Below are 20,383 nucleotides of genomic sequence, written 5' to 3' on the forward strand. Positions count from 1 at the left end.
AATCAGGCCAGCGCCGCACGGGTGGCGGCGAAAGCATCCGGGGTATTGAGGTTGAAGGTGTTCACGCCGTCGGCGCAGCGCTTGTTCAAGCCGGCCAGCACCTTGCCGGGGCCGCACTCGACCAGTTGCACCGCGCCATTGGCGGCCAGGGTCTGCACGCATTCGACCCAGCGTACCGGCTTGTACAGCTGCTCCAGCAGGTCGCGTTTGAGGGTATCGAGATCGCCAGCCACGCCCGCACTGACGTTCTGCACCAGCGGGATCTGCGGGGCCTGCCAGTCGATGGCGTTCACCGATTCGGCAAACCGCTCGGCGGCCGGGCGCATCAGCTCGCAGTGCGACGGCACGCTGACCGGCAGCGGCAGCGCACGTTTGGCGCCGGCGGCCTTGCAGGCTTCCATGGCGCGCTCTACAGCAGCCTTGGCACCGGCAATGACAACCTGGCCCGGGGAGTTGAAGTTGACCGCACTGACCACCTCACCCTGCGCAGCCTGAGCACACAGGTCCACGACCACGGCGTCATCCAGGCCCAGAATCGCAGCCATGGCGCCCTGCCCGGCCGGCACGGCCTCCTGCATGAGCTCGCCGCGACGCTTGACCAGCTTGACCGCGTCACCCAGGCTCAGGCTGCCGGCAGCCACCAGCGCACTGTATTCACCCAGGCTGTGCCCGGAAACGAATGCAGGGCGCGCGCCACCTTCGGCCAGCCACAGGCGCCACAGGGCGATCGAGGCGGTCAGGATGGCCGGCTGGGTTTTGTCCGTCTGGTTGAGTTGTTCTTCCGGGCCCTGCTGGGTCAGTGCCCACAGGTCGTAACCGAGAGCCTCGGAGGCCTCACGGAAGGTATCGATGACCAGCGGGTACTGGGCGCCCAGCTCGGCAAGCATGCCGAGCGACTGCGAACCTTGGCCAGGAAAGACGAATGCGAGGGATGCAGACATTGAACAAGCCCCTAATGATCTTGTCGTCGAAAATAGCGCCCAGCCGGGGCTGAGCGCGAGAAAACTGACAATTGGATGGTAACGAGAACCAAGCGGTCACATTTATGCACGTCGTTGTGCCGATGCCTAAGGCAGCAGATCCTCCAGACGGCCGTGCAAGCGCTGCGGCAAGTTCTCCTGGATCTCGATCAGCGCCCGCTGTATCGCGCTCTGGAAACCCTGCACACCCGCCGAGCCATGACTCTTGATGACGATGCCCTGCAGGCCGAGAAAACTCGCGCCATTGTGGCGCGCCGGCGCAAGGTCGGCCTTCAGGCGACTGAGCAGCGGCATCGCCAGGGCCCCCACCGCCCGCGCCATCAGGCCACGCTTGAACAGCGCCTCGATGCGCCCACCGATCATGGTGGCCAAGCCTTCGCTGGACTTGAGCAGGATATTGCCGACAAAGCCGTCGCACACCACCACATCCGCTTCACCACGGTACAGGCCATCGCCCTCGACAAAGCCGATGTAGTTGAGGCCGCGGGCATTTTGCAGCAGCGTCGCAGCCAGCTTGACCTGCTGGTTGCCCTTGATGTCTTCGGTACCGATGTTGAGCAGCGCCACACGCGGCCGGGAAATGCCCAGCGCTTGCGCCGCCACCGAGCCCATCACGGCGAACTGGAACAGGTGCTCGGCGCTGCAGTCGACGTTGGCCCCCAGGTCAAGCAGCTGGCAATAGCCAGTCTGGGTCGGTATGGCCGCCACCATCGCAGGCCGATCGATGCCGGGCAGGGTCTTGAGCACATAGCGCGACAACGCCATCAGCGCGCCGGTGTTGCCGGCGCTCACGCAGGCCTGCACCTTGCCATCACGCAATAGTTCGAGGGCCACGCGCATCGACGAGTCGGGCTTGCCACGCAGCGCCTGGGACGGCCGCTCGTCCATGCCGATCACTTCGCTGGCCGGCACAATATGCAGGCGCGCGCGATCCGCTGCCGACTGGCCAGCGATCAGATCTTCAAGGAGGGAGGGTTGACCGACGAGGGTCAGGTGCAGCGAGGGAGTAGCCGACAGGCAAGCAATGCTGGCCTGAACAATGCTGCGGGGACCGAAGTCCCCGCCCATTGCGTCAATCGCGATCTGAGCGGACAAGGATTACTCGTCAGCGCCCTTGTCGATCACTTTGCGACCACGGTATACGCCTTCTGGCGATACGTGGTGACGCAGGTGCACTTCACCAGTGGTTTTCTCTACGGACAGAGCGTTTTCCGAGAGAGCGTCGTGCGAACGGCGCATGTCACGGGCAGAGCGGGATTTTTTGTTCTGCTGAACAGCCATAATTGATTAACTCCTAAACGTTTGGGTCACGCTTTAACTGCGCCAATACACTGAACGGGTTGGACCGCGTTACCTCGTCCTTGCTCGGTTCGGGCTCATCGGCGCCCGCCGGCTGCTGGCATTCTTCCGGATGATGAGCAGGCACGATGGGCAAGGCGAGCAGAAGCTCTTCCTCGACCAATGCTTGCAGATCCAAAGGATCTTCGCCCAGTTCCAGCACGTCATAACCTTTCGGTAACGACTGGGTATTCGCACCCTCTTTCACCACAGCATATGTAGATTCGCTGTGGATCGGCAGGGTGACCAGCTCAAGACAACGCTGGCAAACCATCTTGACCTCGACGGTCAGAGCACTGTGGATAACCACGGTTTTCTGTTCGTCTCGCTCAAAATCGAATTTAGCCTGCACCGTACCGACATCGTCGGAAAGCGGGTCGCAGAGTCTCTCCAAATCGGCGAGTAGCAGCGTTCCTTCGAGAGAAACACCACGATCGGCCAATTTGCGCGGGTCAACGTGAGGTGGAATCGGGTCATTCAACATAGGCGCAGCATTCTAGGGATGCCCCCCGCCCCTGTCAAAGGAAATTCGGCCCCGTTCAACATGTTAGAATCGGCGCACCTGCTCAGGAGTTCATCATGCTGCCCTTGTTACTGGCTTCCAGCTCACCCTACCGGCGCGAATTGCTGGCGCGACTGCAACTGCCCTTTGCCTGGGCAGCGCCCGATATCGACGAACAGCGCATCGGCGAAGAGCCCGCCCCAGAGCTGGTCAAGCGCCTGGCCAGGCACAAGGCCGAGGCATTGGCTGCCAGCCATCCGGGGCATCTTATCATCGGCTCCGACCAGGTTGCCGTGCTGGGCGAACAGATTCTGGGCAAGCCACACACCTTCGAAAAGGCCTGCGAGCAATTGCTGGCTGCGAGCGGCAATCACGTCACCTTCCTGACCGGCGTGGCGCTGCTCAATACCCAGAGCGGCCATTGCGAGGTCGATTGCGTTCCATTTACCGTGCACATGCGCGAACTGGACCTGCCACGCATCGAACGCTACCTGCACGCCGAGCAACCCTATGACTGCGCCGGCAGCTTCAAGTGCGAAGGGCTGGGGGTGAGCCTGTTCCAAAGCACCCACGGCTGCGATGCCACCAGCCTGGTGGGACTGCCGCTGATCCGACTGGTCGACATGCTGCTCAAGGAAGGGGTGAGCATACCGTGAGGGCAAGCCAATACCAGCAATAAAAAACCGGCCATCTGGCCGGTTTTTCATTAATCAGCACACTCAGCGCAGTGCCGGCCCCTGAAAGCCCATCCACATAGCCAGGTGCTCGGCGACGCTGGCACCCAGGCGCTTGGAGAAGCGATCAAACGGCGACTCTTCGACGGTGAAATCAACCAGGGTCTTCTCCCCCACCACCTCACGCGCCACATAATCGGCATTGCCCAGGGCGTCCACCAGCCCTAGCTGCACGGCCTGCTCACCCGACCAGATCAGCCCGCTGAACAGCTCGGGATGCTCCTTGTCCTTGAGCCGCTCGCCGCGCCCCTGCTTCACACTGGCGATGAACTGCTTGTGGGTGGTGTCCAGCACACCCTGCCAGAAGGCCGTTTCGTCCGGTTTCTGCGGCTGGAATGGATCAAGGAAGGCCTTGTGCTCACCCGCCGTATAGGTACGACGCTCGACACCCAGCTTCTCCATGGTGCCGACAAAGCCGTAGCCAGCTGCCGTCACACCAATCGAGCCCACCAGGCTGGCCTTGTCGGCATAGATCTGGTCAGCCGCACTGGCGATATAGTAGGCACCCGACGCACCCAGGTCGCTGATGACCGCGTACACCTTGACCGACGGCTTGGCGGCCTGCAGACGACGAATCTCGTCATAGATGTAGCCAGACTGCACCGGGCTGCCGCCCGGGCTGTTGATACGCAGCACCACCGCCTTGGTCTTGGCGTCGTCGAAGGCCGCACGCAGGCTGGCTATCACGTTGTCGGCGCTGGCCGGCTCCTTGTCCGCAATGATCCCGCGCACCTCGATCAGCGCCGTATGGCTCGCGCCACGGGCGGCGGTCTTGTCGATATCCATCAGCGGCGAAAACAGGGCCAGGATGCCGAACAGGTACACGAACGTCAGCAGCTTGAAAAAAATACCCCAGCGCCGGGCCCGACGCTGCTCCTGCACGCCCGCCAGCAAGGTCTTCTCGAGCAGCTTCCAGCTGGTGCGCTCTTCGTTCTTTTCGGCGTCAGGCGCCTTCCACTCGTCAGTCATGCTCACCTACCCTGGAAATTCGATTGCAGCGGTTCGGCCTAGCCACGCCTGCAATTGTGAAAAGTGCTGTATGGACAACTGCGGCTCGTAAACGCTCAATGCTTCGAGCGAGAGCGCCCCATGCCCCACCGCCACCGAATGCATGCCGGCATTGCGCGCCATCAGCAGGTCGAACGACGAATCGCCCACCATCAACGCACGGCTCGCCGGCACCTGGCAATGGGCCAGGATCTCCTCGAGCATGCGCGGGTGCGGCTTGCCCATGGTTTCGTCGGCAGCCCGGGTAATGTCGAAGAACGTTTCCCAGCCATTGGCCACCAGCACCCGGTCCAGGCCGCGACGCGCCTTGCCGGTAGCGACTGCCAGGCGATAGCCATCGGCCCTGAACGACTCGAGGGCCTCGACCACGCCGGGGTACAACGGCGACGGCTGGGTATCCAGGGCCATATAGATGTCGGCGTAATGCTGACGAAACGCCATGACTTCAGGCTGATCCAGATGCGGGTACAGCGTGCTGATCGCCTCGGGCAGCGCCAGGCCGATGATGCCCTTGACCGCCTCGTCCGAGCACAGCGCATAGCCGGCACGCTCGGCCGAGCGATGCATCGCTTCGACGATGCGCCCGATCGAATCGGCCAGCGTGCCGTCCCAATCGAAGATCAGCAGGTCGTAATCACGGCGCACTCAAACGCTCCACGGTCTTGGCCCACATGTCGTCCACCGGCGCCTCCAGCTTCAGCTCGCCGCCATCGGGCAACGGCACGGTCAGCGCATAGGCATGCAGGAACAGGCGCTTGCCGCCCAGCTCGCGGATCTCGCGAGTGAAATCCTCGTCGCCATACTTGCTGTCGCCGGCGATGCAATGCCCGGCATGCAGGGTATGCACGCGAATCTGGTGGGTACGGCCAGTAATCGGGCGTGCCTCGACCATGGTCGCGAAATCGCCGAAACGGCGCAGCACGCGAAACAGGGTGAGCGCCTCCTTGCCTTCGTCGTTGATTTCCACCATCCGCTCGCCGGAACGCAGGTTGCTCTTGAGCAGCGGCGCATTGACCTGCTTCTTGGCCGTGGCCCAGTGACCACGCACCAGCGCCATGTAGCGCTTGTCGACGCCGTCACCGCGCAACGCGGCATGCAGATGGCGCAACATGCTGCGCTTCTTGGCGATCATCAGCAGACCGGAGGTATCGCGATCGAGCCGATGCACCAGCTCCAGCTCCTTGGTATCCGGGCGCAACTGACGAAAGGCTTCGATCACACCGTAGTTCAGCCCGCTGCCGCCGTGCACGGCGATGCCAGCAGGCTTGTTGAGCACGATCAGGGCCTTGTCTTCGTACACGATGGCCGCTTCGAGTCGCTGAAGCAGGCCCTGTGCCAGCGGCACCGGCTCGTCACGCTCAGGCAGACGAACGGGCGGCACGCGCACGATATCACCGGCCTGCAATTTGTACTCGGGCTTGATCCGCCCCTTGTTCACCCGCACTTCGCCTTTGCGCAAAATGCGATAAATCAAGGTCTTGGGAACGCCCTTGAGTGCAGTGATCAGGAAGTTGTCGATCCGTTGGCCGGCAAGTTCCGGCGCGACCTCGATCAGCTGGACGCCGGAGGTCGGAGGGGTAGTAGTCGTCATTTGCGAATCATAACAATTTTTTATGGATTTGAAGCACTTAATGATTGCTGCTATAGTCGCGAACGCCGCCAAAAGCGGCTGGCCAGCGGACCAATGGCTTTGAGCCGGCCCTGACCTACGCAATTCTCGAGGACGCGAGGCCGTCCGACGGGGCTTTCGCCAGTTTACAGAAGTGCCTGGAATCGCTACCAGCGCCGATGAGAGAAGACCGATAAAAAACAACAAGAGCGGTGTTTGACCCTCCTGCACGTTTTTTTCGATGCCCACTCCTTCAGTGCAGTCGCTTTCACGCAGTCACGGCGAATGCTTCGGAAATACCAGCCTTAGCCATAGAAAGCGCGGGCTCCCGTATGGAGCTGGCGATAACTGCAACCCGTTGCGGATTCAGCGCGCGGCAGCACCCGAATTATCAGGGATACGTGTAGGGTGGAGATGCACAACCGTCGGACCGTGTAGCACTGCGTCCAGTCCACAGGCCCTCTGGCCCGCGACCGGACCCGGTCTTGATCAAGATGCCCCAGGGTGTCCACGGCCGAAGGCTGATTCCTCCTCCTGACTGAGTGCATTTGACACCACAGCTAGCAGGACGCGTCGTCGCGACTTCGGCAGCACTGGGCGACCAGTCCGACCGCAAGCCGCTGGACACGGGATGGTCCGCCACCCCTGACGCACCCTGACACCGACCGTGAGAAGTCGTGTGTGCCGAACGCCGTTTCCGGCAGCCCGGAAACCGACGGTACTACATGAAAAGAATGCTGATTAACGCGACTCAACCCGAAGAGTTGCGTGTTGCTCTGGTAGACGGCCAGCGCCTCTACGATCTGGACATCGAGTCCGGTGCACGCGAGCAGAAAAAAGCCAACATCTACAAGGGCAAGATCACCCGCATCGAGCCCAGCCTTGAAGCCGCCTTCGTCGATTTCGGCTCCGAGCGCCACGGCTTTCTGCCCCTCAAGGAAATCTCCCGCGAATACTTCAAGAAGTCGCCCGAAGGCCGGGTGAACATCAAGGAAGTGCTGAGCGAAGGCCAGGAAGTCATCGTCCAGGTCGAGAAGGAAGAGCGCGGCAACAAGGGCGCCGCCCTGACCACCTTCATCAGCCTGGCCGGTCGTTACCTGGTCCTGATGCCTAACAACCCGCGTGCCGGCGGCATCTCCCGTCGCATCGAAGGCGAAGAGCGCAACGAACTGCGCGAAGCGCTCAACGGCCTGGTTGCCCCTGCCGACATGGGCCTGATCGTTCGCACTGCCGGCCTGGGCCGCAGCAGCGAAGAGATGCAGTGGGACCTGGACTACCTGCTGCAACTGTGGACCGCCATCAAGGAAGCGTCCCTCGACCGCGCAGCGCCGTTCCTGATCTACCAGGAAAGCAACGTCATCATCCGCGCCATCCGCGACTACCTGCGCCAGGACATCGGCGAAGTGCTGATCGACAGCGTCGACGCCCAGGAAGAAGCCCTGACCTTCATCCGCCAGGTGATGCCGCAGTACGCCAGCAAGATCAAGCTGTACGAAGACAGCGTGCCGCTGTTCAACCGCTTCCAGATCGAAAGCCAGATCGAGACCGCCTTCCAGCGCGTCGTCGACCTGCCATCGGGCGGCTCGATCGTGATCGACCCGACCGAAGCCCTGGTGTCCATCGACATCAACTCGGCGCGCGCCACCAAAGGCAGCGACATCGAGGAAACCGCCCTGCAGACCAACCTGGAAGCGGCCGAGGAAATCGCCCGCCAACTGCGTCTGCGTGACATCGGCGGCCTGATCGTCATCGACTTCATCGACATGACCCCGGCCAAGAACCAGCGCGCCGTCGAAGAAAAGGTGCGCGAGTGCCTGGAAGCCGACCGTGCCCGCGTACAGGTCGGCCGCATTTCGCGCTTCGGCCTGCTGGAAATGTCCCGACAGCGCCTGCGCCCTTCCCTGGGCGAAAGCAGCGGCATCGTCTGCCCGCGCTGCAGCGGCACCGGCATCATCCGTGACGTCGAATCGCTGTCGCTGGCAATCCTGCGCCTGATCGAGGAAGAAGCCCTGAAGGATCGCACTGCCGAGGTGCGTGCCCAGGTGCCGATCCCGGTCGCCGCGTTCCTGCTCAACGAAAAACGCAACTCGATCACCAAGATCGAACTGCGCACCCGGGCGCGTATCGTCATTCTGCCGAACGACCACCTGGAAACCCCGCATTTCGAAGTGCAGCGCCTGCGCGACGACAGCCCGGAAGCCCTGAACAACCAGTCCAGCTACGAAATCGCTGCGACCGAAACCGAAGAAGTGCAACCGGCTGCCGCCACCCGCACCCTGGTTCGCCAGGAAGCCGCGGTCAAGACTGCACCGGCCCGCGCCAATGCTCCGGTACCGGCTCCGGAAGCCCCTGCTGCCCCAGCCGCCCCGGTACACGCCCTGCCAGAGCCAAGCCTGTTCAAGGGCCTGGTCAAGTCGCTGGTCAGCCTGTTCGCCGGCAAGGAAGAACCTGTGGCCGCCGCACCGGTGGTAACCGAGAAGCCTGCCACCGAGCGTCCTCAGCGCAACGAGGAGCGTCGCAACGGTCGCCAGCAGAGCCGCAACCGCAACGGTCGTCGCGATGAAGAGCGCAAGCCACGCGAAGAGCGTGCCGAGCGCGCGCCACGTGAGCCGCGTGAAGAACGCCAGCCTCGCGAAGCCCGTGAAGAGACCTCGACCCGCGAAGAACGCGCACCACGCGCCCCGCGTGAAGAACGTCAGCCTCGTGCCCCACGCGAAGACCGTCGCCCACGCGAAGATCGCCCGGTACGCGAACTGCGTGAGCCTCTGGATGCCACCCCGGCCCCGGCCGTCCGCGAAGAACGTCCTGAGCGCGCCCCGCGCGAAGAGCGTCAGCCACGTGAAGAGCGTGCACCGCGTGAAGAGCGCGCACCGCGTGAAGAGCGCGCACCACGTGAAGAACGTGCCCCTCGCGAGGAGCGCGCACCGCGTCCGCCACGCGAAGAGCGTCAGCCACGCCCGGCCGAGCCGGTCGAGGATGCGGCCGAAGAGCAACTGCCAAACGAAGAGCTGCTGCAGGATGACAACCAGGAAGGCGCCGAAGGCGATCGTCCACGTCGTCGCTCGCGCGGTCAGCGTCGTCGCAGCAACCGTCGTGAGCGTCAGCGTGATGCCAACGGCAATGTGGTCGAAGGCAGCGAAGACGGCACCGAAGAAGGCGCCGAACAAGCTGGCGAACAACCTGCTGCTGCGGAAAAACGCAGCGAAGGCAATGCGCAGCCTTCGGGCGTGGAACTTGCTGCCGGCCTGGCCGTGACTGCCGCCGTTGCCACCAGCAACATCAGTGCCGACGCCGAGGCCCAGGCCAACGCTCAGGCCGAGCGTGCAACTGCCGCTGTCGATGACACCCCAGCCGTCGTGGCCGAAACGCCTTTCGAGGCCGGCACCGTCGAGCCAGTGGTTGTCGAAACCAGCACCGAGTCGAACGAAACCGTTCAACAGCCCGCTGCCGAAGAACCTGTTGCTGAACAAGCGGCCATCGCCCCTGTGATCGAACAACCGTTCGAAGCACCGGTGCAGGCAGTCGAGTCGAGCATCGAGCCTGTCGTCGAAGTTGCTCCGCAACCAGTCGAGGCCCAGATCGAGGCCGAGGCCAAGGTAGAGGCTCTGGTGGAAGCACCGGCTCAAGCCCCTGAGCAGGCGCCAGCTGTCGAAGCGCCCGTCGAGGCACCTGTAGCTGCCGAGCCGGTCATCGCCCTGCCGAGCGAGCCTGAAGCGCCGGCTGCAGTCGAAGCCGAGCCGGTCATTGCCGCTGAGCCAGCACCGGTCGCCGAGGCACAGGCACCGATCGCCGAGCCTGCCGAGGTTGAGGCACCGGTCGTCACGCTGGCCAACGGCCGTGCACCGAACGACCCGCGTGAAGTGCGTCGCCGCAAGCGCGAAGCTGAAGCCGCAGCGGCCGCTGCTGCTGCTGCTGCCGAGCAGTCGCAGGAAGCTGCAGAAGAGCATAAACCGCTCGTCTGACGGCCATTAAAAAGCCCCGCCAGTGCAAACTGGCGGGGCTTTTTATTGCCTGCTGCCTGGTGGTGGATGTGTCACCGACAACGCCGAATCCGCAGGAATCGGCCTTGCCAGCAAACAAGCCGCCCAGTCAATACAAGTTGGGTTCCATCTCCAGCGCGACGCCGAAGCGCGCCAGCACATCAGCCTGAATCCGCTGCGCCAGCGCATGCAACTGCTTGCCACTGGCCTGCCCGTAGTTCACCAGCACCAGCGACTGCAAACGGTGCACCCCGGCATCGCCCTCGCGAAACCCCTTCCAGCCCGCCTGCTCGATCAACCACCCCGCCGCCAGCTTCACCTGACCATCGGCCTGTGGATAACCTACCGCATCCGGATACGCCTCGCGCACGCGCTGCGCCAGTTCGGCGCTCACCACCGGGTTCTTGAAGAAGCTTCCGGCATTGCCCAGCTCGGCCGGGTCTGGCAGTTTTTCGCGACGAATGCTGCAGATGGCATCGCTGACATTCTGTGCGGTCGGCTGACCGATGCCCTGCTCACTCAGCCGCTGGCGTACCGGGCCATAGTCCAGGTGCAGGTGCTCGGCGCGATTGAGCACGAAGCGAACCCGCAGGATCAGCCAGCGCCCGGGATTACGCTTGAACACACTGTCACGGTAGGCAAAATCACACTGTTCCAGCGCGAACTCGTGCAACTGGCCGGTTTCCCGATCCAGCGCCGTAAGCCCGGCAAACACGTCCTTGATCTCCACGCCATAGGCGCCGATGTTCTGCATCGGCGCCGCCCCGACGGTACCGGGGATCAGGCTGAGGTTTTCCAGCCCCGACAGTCCCTGGGCCAGGGTCCACTGCACGAAGGGATGCCAGGGCTCACCCGCCTCTGCCTCGACCACCACGCGCTGGCCATCATCCGACAGTATCCGCACACCGACACTAGCCATACGCAGCACCAGCGCCTGGATATCGGCAGTCAACAGCAGGTTGCTGCCGCCACCGATCACCAGCACCGGCAGGTGCTGTTCGGCTGCGTGCGCCAGCAGCTGGCGCACTTCGTCATCGTTGTGTGCCTGGGCGAAATACTGCGCCTTCACCTCGATTCCGAAGGTGTTGTAAGGCTTGAGTGAAACCTGCGATTGCACCTGCACGCTCATAGCCGGCCCTTCAGCTCGACCACCAGCTTGCTACAAGCCAGCTCAATGAGATCAAGCACCTGTTCGAAGCCCTCTTCGCCGCCGCAGTAAGGGTCGGGCACTTCATCCAGCTCACCCTCGTAGCGGCGCAGGAACAGGTCCAGTTCGGCGGTACCGGCAGACGGTTGCAGCGCCTTGAGGTGGCCGAGATTGCTGGTGTCCATAGCCAGGATCAGGTCGTACCGGCTGAAGTCCTGCGCGCTCACCTGCTGTGCACGCTGTGCGGACAGGTCGTAGCCGCGCGCCAGCGCAGTGCGGCGGGTTCGGCTGTCGGGCGGCTTGCCCACATGCCAGTCTCCCGTACCCGCCGAGGCCACTTCGACCTGATCCTCGAGGCCTGCCAGCTTCAACTGATGGCGCAACACGCCCTCGGCCGTCGGCGAGCGGCAGATGTTGCCCAGGCATACGAACAGGACGCGCATCAGGCCTCCAGCAAGCGCCGAACGCGCTCCAGGTCTTCAGGTGTGTCGACGCCCACAGGCGGCGCCTGCAAGGCATCGGCCACGTGGATGCGCACGCCATTCCACAGCGCACGCAACTGCTCCAGCGACTCGGTCTGCTCCAGGCCGCAGGGGCCCCAGGCGACGAAGTCCTGCAACAGGCCTGCGCGATAGGCGTACATGCCGATATGCCGGCGATAAGGCACACCCGCCGGCAATTGCTCGCGGCTCTGGGCAAACGCATCACGCGCCCACGGCAAGGGCGCACGGCTGAAGGTCAGGGCCAGGCCGTTGCGGTCGGTGCTCACCTTGACCGCATTGGGGTTGAACAGCACTTCGACGTCTTCGATCGGCTCGGCCAGCGTGGCAATGCCCGCTTCAGGATGCGCCGCCAGGTTGGCCGCCACCTGGTCGATGATCGCCGGGGGAATCAACGGCTCGTCACCCTGCACATTGACCACGATCGCATCTGCCGACAGGCCCAGCTGGGTGGCGACTTCGGCCAGGCGGTCGGTGCCCGACTGATGGTCCTCACGGGTCAGCAGCACCTCGGCGCCAAACCCCTGGCATGCAGCGACGATACTCGGGTCATCGGTGGCAATCACCACGCGGGTGGCGCTGCTTCTGCGCGCCTGCTCCCAGACGTGCTGCACCATCGGCTTGCCGGCAATCGACAGCAATGGCTTGCCCGGCAGACGGGTGGAGCGCAGGCGTGCTGGAATCACAACGGTGAAATCCAGGCTCATTTGTCCAGGCGCTCGTCATCGGTCAGGGTTCGGGCTTCGCTCTCGAGCATCACCGGGATACCGTCACGAATCGGGTACGCCAGGCCGGCCCCCTTGCTGATCAGCTCGGTCTTGTCGGCGCTGAGCTTGAGCGGGCCTTTGGTGATCGGGCAAGCAAGGATGTCGAGCAATTTGGTGTCCATGGATATTCCTCAGGCCTGTGGCCGGAAAAAGAAAATGTCAGGGCTGGCGAGGCCCGGGCAGCAGACGCGCCAGCTGCGCGTCGAGCCAGGCCACGAAGGCCGGCGAAGGCAGTGCGTCGACCGCAAGATACCACCAGTCATCGGCGGCGAAAGCACGGCATTTCACCGCATCCTTCTCAGTCATGACCAGCGGCAATGACGGGGTGAAGCTCAGGGCCTGGGCGTTGTACGCCGCATGGTCGGCAAACGCATGCGGCACAGGCTGCCAGCCCAGCCCCTGCAGGGTGTTGAAAAATCGCTGAGGGTTGCCAATGCCGGCCACCGCGTGCAATGCCTGGCCCGGCGCAAAATGCTCCAGGCCTCGGCGCTCGCCGCTGCGCAGGTTGACCAGTGCCGTAGGGGCCAGGGTGAAGGCAAATCCATCATCACGGTCGCTGAGGGCGCCGTTGTAGAGCACGGCGTCCACTTCATCCAGGCGCTCCACCGGCTCACGCAGCGGCCCGGCAGGCAGGCAGCGGCGATTGCCGAGGCCGCGGGCCGCGTCGATCAGCACCAGCTCGAGATCACGCGCCAGGCGGTAGTGCTGCATGCCGTCGTCGCACAGGATCAGGTCCAGCGGCTCGGCGTCGAGCAAGGCCCGCACGGCCTGGCTGCGATCGGGGTCGATCATCAGCGGCACGCCGCTGCGCTGCACGATCAGCAAGGGTTCGTCACCGGCCTGTTCGGCCGGTTGATCGGCACGCACGCGCCACGGCAGTTGCGGCGCAGTGGCCCCATAGCCTCGGCTGACCACCCCCACGCGCAGGCCGCGCTGGCGACAGTGCTCGATCAGAAACAGGATAAGCGGGGTCTTGCCGGTGCCACCCACGGTGATGTTGCCCACCACCAGCACCGGCACCGGTGCGCGATAGATGTCGCCCTGCCCGGCCAGAAAACGCTCGCGCTTGCCCCGCACCACCCGGCGATACAGGGCCTCGAGCGGGCGCAACAATACCAATGCCGGGTGGCCGGCATACCAGGCATGCAACAGGCGATCGGCAAGCGCCATCAAGGTGTCCCCTGGGCGGCCTCGACCGTGGTCATGCGCAACTGGCTGAAGCCGAGCTTGCCAGCGGCATCCATGGCGGTGACCACGGCCTGGTGCGGAGTCTTGCCGTCAGCGCTGATCGACAGCGGCATCTTGGTGTCGCCCTGTGATTCCTTCTGCAGGGCCTCGGTCAGGGTGCCCAGGTCGCTCTTGGGCAACAGGTGGTTGTTGACCGAGTACACGCCTTCGGCGCTGATGGTGATTTCCAGCTGCTTGGCCTCGGCGTCGGGCGCCGGAGCGCCGCTGACCGCCTCGGGCAGTTCGACACGCAACTGGGTTTCACGGGTGAAGGTGGTGGTCACCACGAAAAACAGCAGCAGGATGAACACCACGTCGATCAGCGAAGCGAGGTTGATGTCCACGGTCTCCCGTGGCTTGCGCCGGAATTTCACGCCTTGCCCTCGCTCAGGTCGACATCACGGTCCCCCTGGACCACTTCCACCAGCTTGATGGCCTCCTGCTCCATGCCCACCACCAGCTCATCGATGCGCCGTTGCAGGAAACGATGGAAGAATACCGCCGGGATACCCACCATCAGGCCGGCTGCGGTGGTGATCAACGCCTTGGAGATCCCCCCCGCCAATACCGAGGCATTGGTGGTCATGCCGGACCCGGTGAAGGCACTGAAGATATCGATCATGCCCAGCACGGTGCCCAGCAGGCCCAGCAGCGGCGCCATGGCCGCGATGGTGCCCAATGCGTTGATGTAGCGCTCCAGCTCGTGGATGACACGGGCGGCGGCTTCCTCGATGCACTCCTTCATGATTTCGCGACCATGGCGGGAGTTGGCCAGGCCTGCGGCCAGGATCTCGCCCAGCGGCGAGTCGGCGCGCAGGGTCTTGAGCTTCTCGCTGGTGAGCTGTTTGTCCTTGATCCAGCGCCACACCTGGCCAAGCAGGTGCGGCGGGGTGACACGACTGGCGCGCAGGGTCCACAGGCGTTCGGCGACGATAGCCATGGCAGCGATGGAACTCAGAATGATCGGCAGCATCATCCAGCCACCGGACTTGACCAATTCCCACACAGTAGCGACCCCCTCGAAAAAGTCCGCCACTTTACCATAGGGGGCCACGGGGCCGAACAGCGTCATGTCGGCTCCCGCCAGAAGCGCCGCTGGCTGCGTTGCCCGACCGCCTGGCCAAAGCTGCCCAGCACCAGGCGCACCGCCCCGTGCAGGGCGCTGTCGTGCACGGTGATACCCAGCGCCTGGTAACGCGCCATCACCTGTGCGTGCGGATGCCCGAATGCATTGTGGCGCCCTCGCGAAATCAGCACGCCCCGTGGCCGGGTTCGCTCGAGAAAGGCCTGGCTCGACGAGGTGCGGCTGCCATGATGGGGCGCCTGCAACCAGTCGACCGGGCCGGCTGTCGACTCGCGCAGCCAGGCGCGCTCGGCCTGGGCATCGATGTCACCGGTAAGCAGCAGGGTTTCCCCGCCGGCATCCACATGCAACACACAGGAGCGCTGATTGCTGTCGCCGGCCTGCTGCCAGCGCCACAGGCTGAAGAGCACGCCATCCCACTGCCATTGCTCGCCACTGGCGCAGGCCTGGGCCTGCAGTTGCCCGGGCAGCTCATCCGGGTCGCCGCCCACCACGCGCACCAGCGGCACGCTGCGCTGCACCGCCAGGGCGCCGCCGGCATGGTCGGCATGGGCATGGCTGATCAGCGCCAGGTCCAGCTCGCGTACCCCCAGCTTGCGCAGAGTCGGCACGACCACCCGCTCACCCAGGTCGCTGCCACGGGTGGCCGGGCCTGCGTCATACAGCATCGCATGGTGACGGGTACGCAGCACAAACGCCTGGCCCTGGCCGACATCCAGCTGCCACACCTCCAGTTGCCCATGGGCGATCTCGTTGCGAGGCGCACAGCCGGCCAGCAGCAGCAAGGGCCAGCCCAGCACCCGCATCGGCAGCCCGCCCGGCAACAGCAGCAGTACCGCGCCACCGCCCACCATCAACCATGCCCATATCGGCAAGGCGACCGGTGTCCAGGCCGGTTGCCAATGTGCCACCTGTGCCAGTGTCCAGAACAAGGCTGCCAGCGAACCTCCAGCCAGCCACAACAGGGCCTCCCCCAGCAACGGGAGCCCCTGCAGCAGTGTGCCGGCCAGCGCCAGGGGCAACACCGCGATACTGACCCAGGGCACCGCGACCAGATTGGCCAGCGGTGCCGAGAGACTGATCGGCAGCCCCAACGCCAGCAGCACCGGCAACAGGCCGATCGCGATCAGCCATTGGGCCCGGCCCCACGCCAGCCAGGGGTTCCAGGCCCCCAGCCGGCCGCCGAACACATACACCAGCACCGCCACCGCCGCGAACGACAGCCAGAACCCCGGCTGCAGGCTGGCCAATGGCTCCACCAGCAATACACCGTTGAGGGCGAGCAGCAAGGGAATCCAGGCCCCCAGGTGGCGAAAACGCAGGCGCCACAACAGCACCACCGCCAGCATGATGCAGGCCCGTCGTACCGGTACCTGAAAGCCCGCCATCAAGCCGTACGCCAGGGCCGCCGCAAACGCCAGGCCGCACGCCCAGGGTAGCCAGGGCAGCCCCCTGGGCCATGCCCCCACACGTGCCAACCCGGCCACCAGGCCGTACACCAGACCGGCCAGCAAGCCGATGTGCTGACCGGAAATCACCAGCAGGTGCACCGTGCCGGTTGCCTGGAGCACCTGCCAGTCCTCCTGTGCCAGCGCCCCGCCGTCACCCAGCACCAGCGCCGCCAGCGCACCTTCGCGCCCATGGGCCTGAGCCACGAGCAGGCGTTGGCGCACCGAATCACGCCACGCATGGCTGGCCGGGGCCAGTCGTTCACCTGCCCTTACACGGCCGGTGGCACCGATTCGCCGGGCCAGCATGGCGGCTTCCTGGTCAGGCCCATGGGGGTTGAGCAGGCCGGAGGGGCGCTGCAGCTGTACCGCCAGGCGCCAACGCTCGCCACTGTTGACCGGCGGCCCGCCAAACCAGCTCAGGCTCAGCCGCTGCGGCAACTGGGCGCGGCGCGAGGAGGCTTCGGCCAGCTCGAAACGCACCGAATGTGGGCCCTGCTGCGCCAGGCCCACTACCCGACCTTCCAGCCACAGGGTGCGCCCCTCCAGCTCGGGCCGCAGTCGATCGTCCAGCGCCCATTGCGCCGAGCAACAGGCCCAGGCAAAACCAAGCAGGAACAGACCGGGCACTGCCCATCGACACACCAGGCATAACATTCCCGTCATGCCGATGCCCCAGAGCCAGCCGACCGACGGCAAGGCAGGTAGCACGTTGAGCGCCAACAGCCCCAAGGCCAGCGCCAACATCCTTGTGCGCATGGGTAAAGCTCCTGAGCAGATCTCACCCCAGAGGCTTAGATCACCCAGGCCCGCACCTTGCTTATTAATTGTCACAAAGTCTGAATTGGCGCTGTTTACAATCCGTGCATACTGGCCACTTCAGAACGCCGAGAGCCCACATGCCGCGTCGACTTTTCAAACGCTACATGCCAGATCCGACGAGCATTCGGGAACATAAATCCTTACGCTTTCTCGGCCGGCTGCTGCACGACCCCAACCTCTGGCACCTGAATCGCCATTCGGTGGCACGGGCCATGGCCGTAGGCCTTTTCGCAGCCTTCATCCCTATCCCGATGCAGATGCTGCTGGCCGCCAGCCTGGCGGTTCTGGTGCGTGGCAACATGCCCATCGCCGTCAGCCTGGTGTGGCTGACCAACCCCATCACCATGCCGCCGGTGTTCTACTGCACCTACCAGGTGGGGGCATGGCTGATGCAGATACCGCCACGCACGCTGCCTGAGGAACTCACCTTCGAATGGATCACCGACCAGCTGTCGACGCTGTGGCAGCCCTTTCTGCTGGGCTCGGTGGTGTGCGGCGTGCTGCTGGGGGCGCTGGCCTACTGCCTGACCATGCTCTACTGGCGCTGGTGGGTGGGCAGGCAGTGGCGCAGGCGCAAGCAGAAATCAGCTGCGCATTCCTCGCCCGCTGACCAGTAGGCGCACGCAGCCGATGTACAGCACCGCGGTTGCCACCAGCATGAAGGTGATGGCCACGCCGATGCGGATGTCCGAGACGCCCAGGATGCCATAGCGGAACGAGTTGACCATGTGCAGCACCGGGTTGGCCAGCGACACGGTCTGCCAGAATGGCGGCAGCAGGGTGATGGAGTAGAACACCCCACCCAGGTACGTCAGTGGCGTGAGCACGAAGGTCGGGATGATCGAGATGTCATCGAAGTTGCGCGCAAACACTGCGTTGATGAAGCCCAGCAGCGAGAAGATCGTCGCGGTCAGCACCACCACCAGCACCGTCACGCCCATGTGATGCACCTGCAGATGGGTGAAGAACAGCGACAGCAGGGTCACGATCACTCCCACCGCCAACCCGCGCAGCACGCCGCCCAGGGTGTAGCCGATGAGGATGGTGTGCGGCGACACCGGCGACACCATCAGCTCCTCGATCGAACGCTGGAACTTGCTGCCGAAGAAACTCGACACCACGTTGCCGTAGGAGTTGGTGATCACCGACATCATGATCAGGCCCGGCACGATGTACTCCATGTAGGTGAAGCCACCCATGTCGCCGATCTGCCGGCCGATGAGGTTCCCGAAGATCACGAAGTACAGCACCATGGTGATCGCCGGGGGCAGCAGGGTCTGCGGCCAGATCCGCGTGAACCGCCGCACTTCTCGATAGACGATGGTATTGAGGGCAACCAGGTTGGCGCGCAGTTCCGAACTCATACCGCCACCTTCGCCAGGTTTTTTTCCACCAGGGACACGAACAGCTCCTCGAGACGATTGGTCTTGTTGCGCAGGCTCAGCACCTCGATGTTCTGCAGGGCCAACTGGCCGAACAGCGCGGTGATGCCCACGTCCTTGTCCACCTGCACTTCCAGGGTGTGCGGAGTGATCAGCCGGCACGGGTAGCCGGCCAGTTGCGGCGCCTGGGCCAGGTCATGCTTGAGGTCGAGCAGGAAGGTCTCCACATGCAACGTGCCCAGCAACTGACGCATGCTGGTGTTCTGCACGATGGTGCCGTGGTCGATGATGCCGATGTTGCGGCACAGCTGCTCGGCCTCTTCCAGGTAGTGGGTGGTCAGGATGATGGTGATGCCCTTCTGGTTGAGCTCGGTCAGAAAGCTCCACATCGAACGGCGCAGCTCGATGTCGACGCCAGCGGTAGGCTCGTCGAGGATCAGCAGGCGCGGTTCGTGGATCAGCGCGCGGGCAATCATCAGGCGGCGCTTCATGCCGCCGGACAGCGAGCGCGATGGCACGTCACGCTTGTCCCACAGGCCCAGCTGGGTCAGGTACTGCTCGGCGCGCTCCCTGGCCACCTTCATCGGGATGCCGTAGTAACCCGCCTGGGTCACGACGATATCGAAGGTCTTTTCGAACTGATTGAAGTTGAACTCCTGGGGCACCACACCGATGCAGCGCTTGAGCGCGGCTGGCTCTCGGTCCAGGTCATGGCCGAACACATTCACCGTGCCGCTGGTCTTGTTGACCAGGGTCGAGAGAATGCCGATGGTGGTGGATTTGCCGGCGCCATTGGGGCCGAGCAAGGCGAAGAAATCACCTTCGGCGACATCCAGGTCGATGCCCTTGAGGGCCTGGAAGCCATTGCCGTAGGTCTTGGTTAGCTGCCGAATGGACAGAGCAGAACTCATAGCAGGTCTACACACCAGGTTGAAGGGTTCACAAGGCAGGCGGTCAGACAGGGCCGACCGCGACGAATGTGGCCATGGTGCTTGCCCAGGCCACGCAAGTACAGTGAAGTGTATCGATATTGACTATCAGGGTAATCGACAGGTTCAGGTCAGCGCGGTCATTACCGCCGCCTGGTAGGCCGGCCGTTGCCTGAGGCGCTCGTACCACGCACGCAGGTGCTTCATTTCCGGACGCTCGATGGGCATCTCGAACCAGGCATACACGAAGCAGCCCAGCGGGATGTCGCCCATGCCGATCGCTTCCCCCGACAGGTAGGGTTGCATGGCCAGGGCCTGATCGGCGATCGACAGCAGTTCGGCGCATTGCTTGTGCGCGGCGTTGATCTGCACCCAGTCCTGCTGGTCAGACGGTGTACGCAGGATGCCCCAGAACAGCGGACGGAATGGCGTAGCCAGCGATGACGTGGTCCAGTCCATCCACTTGTCTGCGCTGGCCCGGGCCGCCGGGTCGGCGGGGTACCAGTCAGTGTTTGGGGCATACCGGCCACACAGGTAGCGAACGATGGTATTGGATTCCCACAGCACCAGCTCGCCATCCTCGATCATCGGCACCCGGCCGTTGGGGTTGAGGGCACGGTAGTGCGGCTCGTCGACCACGCCGAACTCGCCACCGGCATCGATCGACTGGTAACCCAGGCCCAGCTCCTGGGCGCACCACAGCGCCTTCCTGACGTTTGACGAGTTCTTGCGTCCCCAGATCTTCAGCATGACGACTCCTGACATAGGCGGTGGGCACTCAGTCTACCCGAGCTGGCGAGGCTGACAATCGCTGGCCCGCGGCCCGAAAACGCGAACTTCCACGGGTCACGTCCTGTCACTGTTCTGACGGGTTGTTTGGCACAGGCGGTCTAAGCTCTGTCGGATAGCTATTTCTGGAGCTCACG

At 64.0% G+C, this 20,383-nt stretch carries 21 protein-coding genes; 3 read left to right on the plus strand and 18 right to left on the minus strand.

Going from position 1 to position 20,383, the window contains the following annotated elements:
* Positions 1–2: 2 nt before the first annotated feature.
* The 4 genes from fabD to B4I46_RS21370 form a co-directional block, all read right to left on the minus strand.
* Positions 3–941: an ACP S-malonyltransferase gene (gene fabD / locus B4I46_RS21355; RefSeq protein ID WP_100634427.1), complete on the minus strand. Its 939-nt coding sequence runs from the start codon at positions 939–941 to the stop codon at positions 3–5.
* A 126-nt stretch (positions 942–1,067) separates the two neighbouring features.
* Positions 1,068–2,075 (minus strand): phosphate acyltransferase PlsX, encoded by a 1,008-nt coding sequence (gene plsX / locus B4I46_RS21360; protein ID WP_078479736.1) that lies wholly within the window; start codon positions 2,073–2,075, stop codon positions 1,068–1,070.
* Between the two features lie 3 nt (positions 2,076–2,078).
* Positions 2,079–2,261, minus strand: a complete 183-nt coding sequence (rpmF, locus tag B4I46_RS21365; protein WP_010223221.1) for a 50S ribosomal protein L32 — start codon at positions 2,259–2,261, stop codon at positions 2,079–2,081.
* Positions 2,262–2,274: 13 nt separating this feature from the next.
* Positions 2,275–2,802, minus strand: coding sequence for a YceD family protein (locus B4I46_RS21370; RefSeq protein ID WP_054915811.1), 528 nt, complete (start codon positions 2,800–2,802; stop codon positions 2,275–2,277).
* A gap of 95 nt (positions 2,803–2,897) precedes the next feature.
* Here B4I46_RS21370 and B4I46_RS21375 point away from each other — a divergent pair, with 95 nt between their 5' ends.
* Complete coding sequence (locus tag B4I46_RS21375; protein ID WP_043862881.1) at positions 2,898–3,476, plus strand: Maf family protein; 579 nt, start codon at positions 2,898–2,900, stop codon at positions 3,474–3,476.
* Between the two features lie 63 nt (positions 3,477–3,539).
* Here B4I46_RS21375 and sppA read toward each other — a convergent pair whose 3' ends face one another.
* The 3 genes from sppA to rluC are packed head-to-tail and all read right to left on the minus strand — an operon-like array spanning position 3,540 to position 6,153.
* Entirely contained in the window at positions 3,540–4,523 is a 984-nt protein-coding gene (gene sppA / locus B4I46_RS21380) for a signal peptide peptidase SppA (protein WP_058541100.1), read from the minus strand.
* Positions 4,524–4,529: 6 nt separating this feature from the next.
* Positions 4,530–5,207, minus strand: coding sequence for an HAD-IA family hydrolase (locus B4I46_RS21385; protein WP_054915813.1), 678 nt, complete (start codon positions 5,205–5,207; stop codon positions 4,530–4,532).
* The gene (rluC, locus tag B4I46_RS21390; protein WP_043862884.1) at positions 5,197–6,153 is read right to left on the minus strand and encodes a 23S rRNA pseudouridine(955/2504/2580) synthase RluC; all 957 of its coding nucleotides are present in this window, start codon (positions 6,151–6,153) and stop codon (positions 5,197–5,199) included. The genes B4I46_RS21385 and rluC overlap by 11 nt, the downstream gene beginning before the upstream one ends.
* A 743-nt stretch (positions 6,154–6,896) precedes the next feature.
* Here rluC and rne point away from each other — a divergent pair.
* Positions 6,897–10,133, plus strand: coding sequence for a ribonuclease E (rne, locus tag B4I46_RS21395; protein ID WP_286901758.1), 3,237 nt, complete (start codon positions 6,897–6,899; stop codon positions 10,131–10,133).
* A gap of 127 nt (positions 10,134–10,260) precedes the next feature.
* Here rne and murB read toward each other — a convergent pair whose 3' ends face one another.
* The 8 genes from murB to B4I46_RS21435 all read right to left on the minus strand — a co-directional run bounded on the left by murB (position 10,261) and on the right by B4I46_RS21435 (position 17,083).
* Positions 10,261–11,280: a UDP-N-acetylmuramate dehydrogenase gene (gene murB, locus B4I46_RS21400; protein ID WP_043862886.1), complete on the minus strand. Its 1,020-nt coding sequence runs from the start codon at positions 11,278–11,280 to the stop codon at positions 10,261–10,263.
* Positions 11,277–11,741 (minus strand): low molecular weight protein-tyrosine-phosphatase, encoded by a 465-nt coding sequence (locus B4I46_RS21405; protein ID WP_286901760.1) that lies wholly within the window; start codon positions 11,739–11,741, stop codon positions 11,277–11,279. Before B4I46_RS21405 ends, murB begins: the two co-directional genes overlap by 4 nt.
* Complete coding sequence (gene kdsB, locus B4I46_RS21410; protein ID WP_043862888.1) at positions 11,741–12,505, minus strand: 3-deoxy-manno-octulosonate cytidylyltransferase; 765 nt, start codon at positions 12,503–12,505, stop codon at positions 11,741–11,743. The genes B4I46_RS21405 and kdsB overlap by 1 nt, the downstream gene beginning before the upstream one ends.
* Positions 12,502–12,687, minus strand: coding sequence for a Trm112 family protein (locus B4I46_RS21415; RefSeq protein WP_003247142.1), 186 nt, complete (start codon positions 12,685–12,687; stop codon positions 12,502–12,504). The genes kdsB and B4I46_RS21415 overlap by 4 nt, the downstream gene beginning before the upstream one ends.
* A 37-nt stretch (positions 12,688–12,724) precedes the next feature.
* Positions 12,725–13,735: a tetraacyldisaccharide 4'-kinase gene (gene lpxK / locus B4I46_RS21420; RefSeq protein ID WP_286901762.1), complete on the minus strand. Its 1,011-nt coding sequence runs from the start codon at positions 13,733–13,735 to the stop codon at positions 12,725–12,727.
* Positions 13,735–14,166 carry an ExbD/TolR family protein gene (locus B4I46_RS21425; RefSeq protein WP_054915817.1) on the minus strand — a complete coding sequence of 144 codons (432 nt, stop codon included), beginning with the start codon at positions 14,164–14,166 and terminating at the stop codon, positions 13,735–13,737. The genes lpxK and B4I46_RS21425 overlap by 1 nt, the downstream gene beginning before the upstream one ends.
* Positions 14,163–14,798 (minus strand): MotA/TolQ/ExbB proton channel family protein, encoded by a 636-nt coding sequence (locus tag B4I46_RS21430; RefSeq protein WP_162484877.1) that lies wholly within the window; start codon positions 14,796–14,798, stop codon positions 14,163–14,165. Before B4I46_RS21430 ends, B4I46_RS21425 begins: the two co-directional genes overlap by 4 nt.
* Before the next feature lie 62 nt (positions 14,799–14,860).
* Positions 14,861–17,083 (minus strand): DNA internalization-related competence protein ComEC/Rec2, encoded by a 2,223-nt coding sequence (locus B4I46_RS21435; protein ID WP_286901763.1) that lies wholly within the window; start codon positions 17,081–17,083, stop codon positions 14,861–14,863.
* Positions 17,084–17,223: 140 nt separating this feature from the next.
* Between B4I46_RS21435 and B4I46_RS21440 the strand changes: the two genes are divergently transcribed.
* Positions 17,224–17,763, plus strand: a complete 540-nt coding sequence (locus B4I46_RS21440; RefSeq protein WP_043862892.1) for a DUF2062 domain-containing protein — start codon at positions 17,224–17,226, stop codon at positions 17,761–17,763.
* On the opposite strand, the gene B4I46_RS21445 is transcribed toward B4I46_RS21440, so the two are convergent.
* The 3 genes from B4I46_RS21445 to B4I46_RS21455 form a co-directional block, all read right to left on the minus strand.
* Complete coding sequence (locus B4I46_RS21445; protein WP_043862893.1) at positions 17,731–18,510, minus strand: ABC transporter permease; 780 nt, start codon at positions 18,508–18,510, stop codon at positions 17,731–17,733. The genes B4I46_RS21440 and B4I46_RS21445 overlap by 33 nt on opposite strands.
* Complete coding sequence (locus tag B4I46_RS21450) at positions 18,507–19,439, minus strand: ABC transporter ATP-binding protein (RefSeq protein ID WP_043862894.1); 933 nt, start codon at positions 19,437–19,439, stop codon at positions 18,507–18,509. Before B4I46_RS21450 ends, B4I46_RS21445 begins: the two co-directional genes overlap by 4 nt.
* A gap of 144 nt (positions 19,440–19,583) precedes the next feature.
* Positions 19,584–20,207 carry a glutathione S-transferase gene (locus B4I46_RS21455; RefSeq protein WP_054915819.1) on the minus strand — a complete coding sequence of 208 codons (624 nt, stop codon included), beginning with the start codon at positions 20,205–20,207 and terminating at the stop codon, positions 19,584–19,586.
* Between the last annotated feature and the right edge of the window lie 176 nt (positions 20,208–20,383).

It is taken from the genome of Pseudomonas sp. UBA7500 (assembly GCF_002478435.1).
GTDB lineage: Bacteria > Pseudomonadota > Gammaproteobacteria > Pseudomonadales > Pseudomonadaceae > Aquipseudomonas > Aquipseudomonas palmensis.

Excerpts from the sequence above, each read along its gene's own strand:
- fabD (WP_100634427.1), bottom strand. The coding sequence starts at position 941 with ATGTCTGCATCCCTCGCATTCGTCTTTCCTGGCCAAGGTTCGCAGTCG.
- rpmF (WP_010223221.1), bottom strand. The coding sequence starts at position 2,261 with ATGGCTGTTCAGCAGAACAAAAAATCCCGCTCTGCCCGTGACATGCGC.
- B4I46_RS21370 (WP_054915811.1), bottom strand. The coding sequence starts at position 2,802 with ATGTTGAATGACCCGATTCCACCTCACGTTGACCCGCGCAAATTGGCC.
- B4I46_RS21375 (WP_043862881.1), top strand. The coding sequence starts at position 2,898 with ATGCTGCCCTTGTTACTGGCTTCCAGCTCACCCTACCGGCGCGAATTG.
- sppA (WP_058541100.1), bottom strand. The coding sequence starts at position 4,523 with ATGACTGACGAGTGGAAGGCGCCTGACGCCGAAAAGAACGAAGAGCGC.
- rluC (WP_043862884.1), bottom strand. The coding sequence starts at position 6,153 with ATGACGACTACTACCCCTCCGACCTCCGGCGTCCAGCTGATCGAGGTC.
- rne (WP_286901758.1), top strand. The coding sequence starts at position 6,897 with ATGAAAAGAATGCTGATTAACGCGACTCAACCCGAAGAGTTGCGTGTT.
- murB (WP_043862886.1), bottom strand. The coding sequence starts at position 11,280 with ATGAGCGTGCAGGTGCAATCGCAGGTTTCACTCAAGCCTTACAACACC.
- B4I46_RS21405 (WP_286901760.1), bottom strand. The coding sequence starts at position 11,741 with ATGCGCGTCCTGTTCGTATGCCTGGGCAACATCTGCCGCTCGCCGACG.
- kdsB (WP_043862888.1), bottom strand. The coding sequence starts at position 12,505 with ATGAGCCTGGATTTCACCGTTGTGATTCCAGCACGCCTGCGCTCCACC.
- B4I46_RS21415 (WP_003247142.1), bottom strand. The coding sequence starts at position 12,687 with ATGGACACCAAATTGCTCGACATCCTTGCTTGCCCGATCACCAAAGGC.
- lpxK (WP_286901762.1), bottom strand. The coding sequence starts at position 13,735 with ATGGCGCTTGCCGATCGCCTGTTGCATGCCTGGTATGCCGGCCACCCG.
- B4I46_RS21435 (WP_286901763.1), bottom strand. The coding sequence starts at position 17,083 with ATGCGCACAAGGATGTTGGCGCTGGCCTTGGGGCTGTTGGCGCTCAAC.
- B4I46_RS21440 (WP_043862892.1), top strand. The coding sequence starts at position 17,224 with ATGCCGCGTCGACTTTTCAAACGCTACATGCCAGATCCGACGAGCATT.
- B4I46_RS21445 (WP_043862893.1), bottom strand. The coding sequence starts at position 18,510 with ATGAGTTCGGAACTGCGCGCCAACCTGGTTGCCCTCAATACCATCGTC.
- B4I46_RS21450 (WP_043862894.1), bottom strand. The coding sequence starts at position 19,439 with ATGAGTTCTGCTCTGTCCATTCGGCAGCTAACCAAGACCTACGGCAAT.
- B4I46_RS21455 (WP_054915819.1), bottom strand. The coding sequence starts at position 20,207 with ATGCTGAAGATCTGGGGACGCAAGAACTCGTCAAACGTCAGGAAGGCG.